Source organism: Shewanella metallivivens, assembly GCF_028750675.1.
GTDB lineage: Bacteria > Pseudomonadota > Gammaproteobacteria > Enterobacterales > Shewanellaceae > Shewanella > Shewanella metallivivens.
In genome coordinates, this window is the sequence record NZ_JAQQPZ010000014.1 from 1 (window position 1) to 2,280 (window position 2,280).

Here is a 2,280-nt window from a genome sequence, read left to right on the forward strand (position 1 = left end):
GCCTAATTGGCTAATCATATCGAAACCATTGATGTGGTTTTCGGTGTCTTGCACTAGCGCTTTCTCGTTAAAAAATAACATTAACTTATTGGCGTCGATATTACTGGCTTTGATAGAGTTTTTTAAGTTGCGTAGCACAAACTTATTTTTAATGTGTTGGCTGCTAATTGATAAGTGCAAGGTAATATCTTGGTGATATTGCTGTTTGAGTAAATGATATTGCTGGCTTAGGTGAGCAAATATATACCCGTCTAAATTAAGTGTGAGTTGATATTGGGCCGCAAGATGCTTGAGTTTAGTGTGTTCAATGCGTCCGTGCTCTGGATGATGCCACTCTATTTGGGGCTCAATTGCGATAATTTCGCCGCTGGTGAAATCAACCACTTCAACGTAGTGAATATCAAACTCTTGTTTATCTAGTGCCTGCTTAAAGTCAGCTTCCAATTCATGTTGTTGTTTAGATTGGTTACTGAGCTTGTCGTCAAATATAACATAGCAACCTTTGCCATTGGCTTTAGCTTGGTACATGGCAGCATCAGCATCACGAAGCAAAGACTCGCTAGTCACTAACTTATTACGGCCACTAAAAGCGACACCGATACTGGCACCGGCTATAAACTCTTGTTTACCGAGCTCATAAGGCATAGATAACGCTTGTAAGATGCGTTCGCAGACTTCAATAGCATCATCTGTTGTGCTGATTGAGTCGAGTAATATCACAAACTCATCACCGCCCATTCTTGCTAGGGTGTCATTATCGCGTACGCATGATTTAATCCGTTGTGCAGTTTCTATTAAGAAGCGATCACCTTCTAAATGACCAAAAGAGTCGTTAATAAGTTTAAAACGGTCTAAATCGATAAATAATAGGGCAAACTGGTCTAAACCATGGCGGCGCAAATGTTTAAGAGCGTGTGATAGGCGCTCCATTAAATAACTTCTGTTGGGCAACCCTGTTAGCCCGTCGTGTTGAGCATCGTGTACCAGTTGATCTTCAATTTTACGGCGTTGATTAATTTCTTGTTGTAAGTTGTTATTGAGCTCGGCTAGTGCTCGTGTTCGCTCTATGACTTTATCTTCTAAAAGCTCATGGCTATTTTTGAGTGATTCAACGGCTTGTTTGCGCTCGATTGCGTTGGCAATGTGTTGCGATACAAAAGTCAGTAATTCTAAGTCTTTTAATTGATAGATATGTTCGTCATCAAGACTGTAAATGGTTAACGCTCCGGCAATATCGCCGTTAATAATTAGCGGTATACCAATCCACTGATGCATTCGTTGAGTTTTGTTTAGCTCTGGAGATTTTGAGTAGACTTCACCATTGGCGACCATTTGGGCAATGTCTTTGGCAGACAATAATCGAGGTAACTTATGTTGTAAAATGTACTCGGTTAAGCCATCTTGCATTGGGCGTGACGATGGATATTGGGCTGTCATTTGCGATACATAGAATGGAAATGACAACATATTGTGATCGTCTATCAATGAGATAAAACAATTATGCGCAGGAATTAACTGACTGATAATAGTGTGAATACGCAGATAAAAGTCTTGCTGTAACACATTTGATGCTGATAAATCTGCAATTTCGAATAAGGTTTTTTGTAGTTTTTCGGCTTTTACTCGCTCTTGAACTTCAATTTTGACTTTATCATAAGCTTGACTAAGCTCTTTGGTCCGCTCAGTAATGGCTTGTTCTAGTTGTTCATGATGTTCAAGTCGCTCCATTACGCCAGAGATATGGTGGCAAATAAACCCCATTAACTCTAGCTCTAACTCACCGTATGTATTGGCTTCGTTATAACTTTGAACAACTAAAACGCCACTCACCACATCTTGATTTTTAATCGGTACACCGAGCCATTGATGGCTTGGAGAGCCCAAACTTTTAATATCGCCGCTGGCGATGAGTTCATTAAACTTTTTGTCATCACACAGTAATGGCTCGCCGTTTCGTAATACGTATCCGGTTAAGCCGCTATTGAGTAATGACGAAATCTCCTGGTCGGGATACAAATCTGTGGGGTGAGAGTCTTGTAAATCAGCAAAAAAGGGCAGGCTGGTTAAGCCGGTTTTAAGATCTCTTGAGGCTATAAAGAAGTTTTCAGCTGGAATAAGTTGTTGAAGATGTAAGTGTACCCGCTGATAGAAGTCTTCAAGTGATTTTACTTGGGTAGCAATATTAGAAATACCAAGTAGGGCATTTTGAATAATTTCGGAACGTTTATATTTTTTAGCCAAACGCTTTAAACGAGTCACTCTTTTTTGTAAGTGCTCGAC

General features: G+C 40.0%; 1 protein-coding gene. It reads right to left on the reverse strand.

The features are described from left to right. Window positions 1-2,280: diguanylate cyclase domain-containing protein (locus PQR79_RS18230; protein ID WP_274408599.1), on the reverse strand; the 2,280-nt coding region annotated here is incomplete at both ends.